Genomic DNA, 3,056 nt, shown 5'->3' with positions numbered 1-3,056 from the left:
GTGCCGGGAGTGGGCAAGCGCGCGAGGGTGCGTTGCGCCGTGCCAAGGTCACCCCGGTGCACCAGCAGCAGGCTGCCGCGATCGGCAAAGAACGGCGACCCAGGCAGGGCCTTCACGATGCCGCGCCACAGCGCGATCGAGCGCCAGCCCAGCTGGGCCACCCGGTCGCTGGCCACGTCGCGCTCGGCCATCGGGCTCAACAGGCCGGCCGCCGTGAACGCAGCGGCCCCCTGCCCGTCGAACGTTGGCTGCGGCCCCGCGGCCGGATCGAACACACTGACGCTGCAGCCGCGCTGCGCCAGCCGCCAAGCCGCCAACCGGCCCAGCAACCCAGCGCCGGCAATGCCCACATGCATGGYGGCCACTGCGTCAGGCCTTGTCGTTATGGATCGGGATGTAGATCTCGCCGCCACCGGCGCGGAACTCGCCGGATTTTTCGGCCATGCCGCGGTCCAGCGCCTCGGTCTCGGCCACGCCCAGGCTGGCGGCGTAGTCGCGCACCTCTTGCGTGATCTTCATCGAGCAGAACTTCGGCCCGCACATCGAGCAGAAGTGCGCCACCTTGCTGCTGTCCTTGGGCAGCGTTTCGTCGTGGAACTCGCGCGCAGTGTCCGGGTCCAGGCTCAGGTTGAACTGGTCGGTCCAGCGGAACTCGAAGCGGGCCTTCGACAGCGCATCGTCACGCGCACGCGCGCCCGGGTGGCCCTTGGCGACATCCGCTGCGTGGGCGGCGATCTTGTAGGCAATGATCCCTTGCTTGACATCATCGCGGTCGGGCAGGCCCAGGTGCTCCTTGGGCGTCACGTAGCAGAGCATCGCCGTGCCCATCCAGCCGATCATCGCGGCGCCGATTGCGCTGGCGATGTGGTCGTAACCGGGCGCGATGTCGATCGTCAGCGGGCCCAGCGTGTAGAACGGCGCTTCGTGGCAGTGCTTGAGCTGCTCGTCCATGTTGGCCTGGATCATGTGCATCGGCACATGGCCCGGGCCTTCGATCATGGTCTGCACGTCGTGCTTCCACGCCACCTGCGTCAGCTCGCCCAGCGTACGCAGCTCGGCGAACTGCGCTTCGTCGTTGGCATCCGATGCGCAACCGGGGCGCAGGCCATCGCCCAGCGAGAAGCTCACGTCGTACGCCTTCATGATCTCGCAGATCTCTTCGAAGTGCGTGTACAGGAAGCTCTCTTGATGGTGCGCGATGCACCACTTGGCCATGATCGAGCCGCCGCGAGAGACGATGCCGGTGACGCGGTCCGCGGTGAGGTGGATGAAAGGCAAGCGAACGCCAGCGTGGATGGTGAAGTAGTCCACTCCTTGCTCGGCCTGCTCGATCAGCGTGTCGCGGAAGATCGCCCAGGTCAGGTCTTCGGCCACGCCGCCGACCTTCTCCAGCGCCTGGTAGATCGGCACCGTTCCGATCGGCACCGGCGAGTTGCGTACGATCCAATCGCGCGTGGTGTGGATGTTCCGCCCGGTCGACAGGTCCATCACGTTGTCGGCACCCCAGCGGATCGCCCACACGAGCTTCTCGACCTCTTCCTCGATGCTGGAGGTGACGGCAGAGTTGCCGATGTTGGCGTTGATCTTGACCAGGAAGTTGCGGCCGATCGCCATCGGCTCGATTTCCGGGTGGTTGATGTTGGCCGGGATGATCGCGCGGCCACGTGCCACCTCGTCGCGCACGAACTCGGGCGTGATGGCCCCGCGCGGCAGCACCGCGCCCATGCCGTTGCCGGCGCGGCGCTGCTCGCGCTTGGCATCGGCCAGGTACTGCGCCATCCATTCGCGGCGTCCGTTCTCGCGCAGCGCGACGAACTCCATCTCGGGCGTCACGATGCCGCGCTTGGCGTAATGCATCTGGGTGACGTTGGCGCCGCTCTTGGCACGGCGTGGTGTGCGCTGCAAGGCTGCGGCTTCGGCGCGCAAGGTGGCCAGGCTGTCGGCGATGCGCTCGACTTGCTTCGCGCCATCGTCCAACGCTTGCGGCGCGCGGCCCGTGTAGGCCTCGGTGTCGCCGCGCTGCTCGATCCAGCCCAGGCGCAGGCCTGGCAGGCCGTGGCGCACGTCGATCGCGACTGTGGGGTCGGTGTAGGGCCCGGAGGTGTCGTAGAGCACCACCGTCTCGCCATTGGTCAGGCTGACCTCGCGCAGCGGCACCTGCAGGTCGGGCCGCGAACCGGTGAGGTGGATCTTGCGGGAGGCAGGGAACGGCGCGCGTGTCAGCGACAGCAGTTCTTCCAGGCGTTCGGGGGCGTTCATGGCGGTCCTTCGCAACAAGGTCGTTGCTCCGAAGGTCGCCCCGTGGCGCACCGACCCAGGCAGGGCGGCACGACTCAAGGATCGACGGCTCTTCTTACGCCGGTACTAACCGGTTCAAGTTCTCGGGTTCGGATCAACCATCTCAGCACGCACCATGCGTGCACCCCGGAGCAGGCGCGCATTCTGCGCGGCCGGGCGAACGACTGTCAACGCATTCCGCATCGATCGATGCCGGCGTTCAGTCGGAAAGAGGCCCCTGAGGTCGAGGCCAGGCACATCGCATGAAGTCCACCAGCGCCGCCGGCGCACGCCGCAAGCCGCGAACCGGCGACGCAGCGAGCTACTCGTCGCTGAGGCGTTGCCAGGTGTCCATCGACTCGGACTTGGCTCGCTCCTCCATCAGGTCCACGCCCCCGAGCACCTCGGCCATCGCCTGCGCGAGCATTTCGCTCACGTTGTCGGCGGTGGCGCCGGTCACCTCGCGCGCGGCCCTCGCCTCCAACCGCCCTGCCACGATGGTCGCCGCCGCGTGGAGCAGAGCGTCATTGCTGAAGTTCATTCGTCACCCCTTTTTTCGCCACCCATTGGCGAACGGGCAATGGTGCGTGAAAAGGGCGCGGCATGCCAGGGGGACGCGCTGGACGGCGTCATGGCCGCCACAGTGGTGCGCCACAAAGCAAAACGGCGACAGCCGCTAAGTGCTTGTCGCCGTTTGATGTTCGGTGGGGTGGCTGATGGGACTCGAACCCACGACAACCAGAATCACAATCTGGGACTCTACCAACTGAGCTACAGCC

The 3,056-nt window shown here is 66.9% G+C and carries 3 protein-coding genes and 1 riboswitch; all 3 genes read right to left on the bottom strand.

Translation table 11 applies throughout. The annotated features are described in order from the left end of the window. The coding region (locus tag AC1DYI_RS30920) for an FAD-dependent oxidoreductase (protein ID WP_477207942.1) at window positions 1-356 on the bottom strand (356 nt) is incomplete at its 3' end. A 13-nt stretch (window positions 357-369) separates the two neighbouring features. Next, window positions 370-2,259: a phosphomethylpyrimidine synthase ThiC gene (gene thiC / locus AC1DYI_RS30915; RefSeq protein WP_477207941.1), complete on the bottom strand. Its 1,890-nt coding sequence runs from the start codon at window positions 2,257-2,259 to the stop codon at window positions 370-372. Between the two features lie 74 nt (window positions 2,260-2,333). After that, window positions 2,334-2,437: riboswitch (TPP riboswitch) on the bottom strand. Window positions 2,438-2,599: 162 nt separating this feature from the next. Then, window positions 2,600-2,818 (bottom strand): hypothetical protein, encoded by a 219-nt coding sequence (locus tag AC1DYI_RS30910; protein WP_477207940.1) that lies wholly within the window; start codon window positions 2,816-2,818, stop codon window positions 2,600-2,602. Window positions 2,819-3,056 lie beyond the last annotated feature (238 nt).

The organism is Ideonella sp. P3_A4, assembly GCF_056403075.1.
This window is presented reverse-complemented; position numbering and strand designations above follow the sequence as displayed.

What these genes read in the sequence shown, in the direction of transcription:
- AC1DYI_RS30910 (WP_477207940.1), bottom strand. Translation starts at nt 2,818, where the DNA reads ATGAACTTCAGCAATGACGCTCTGCTCCACGCGGCGGCGACCATCGTG.
- thiC (WP_477207941.1), bottom strand. Translation starts at nt 2,259, where the DNA reads ATGAACGCCCCCGAACGCCTGGAAGAACTGCTGTCGCTGACACGCGCG.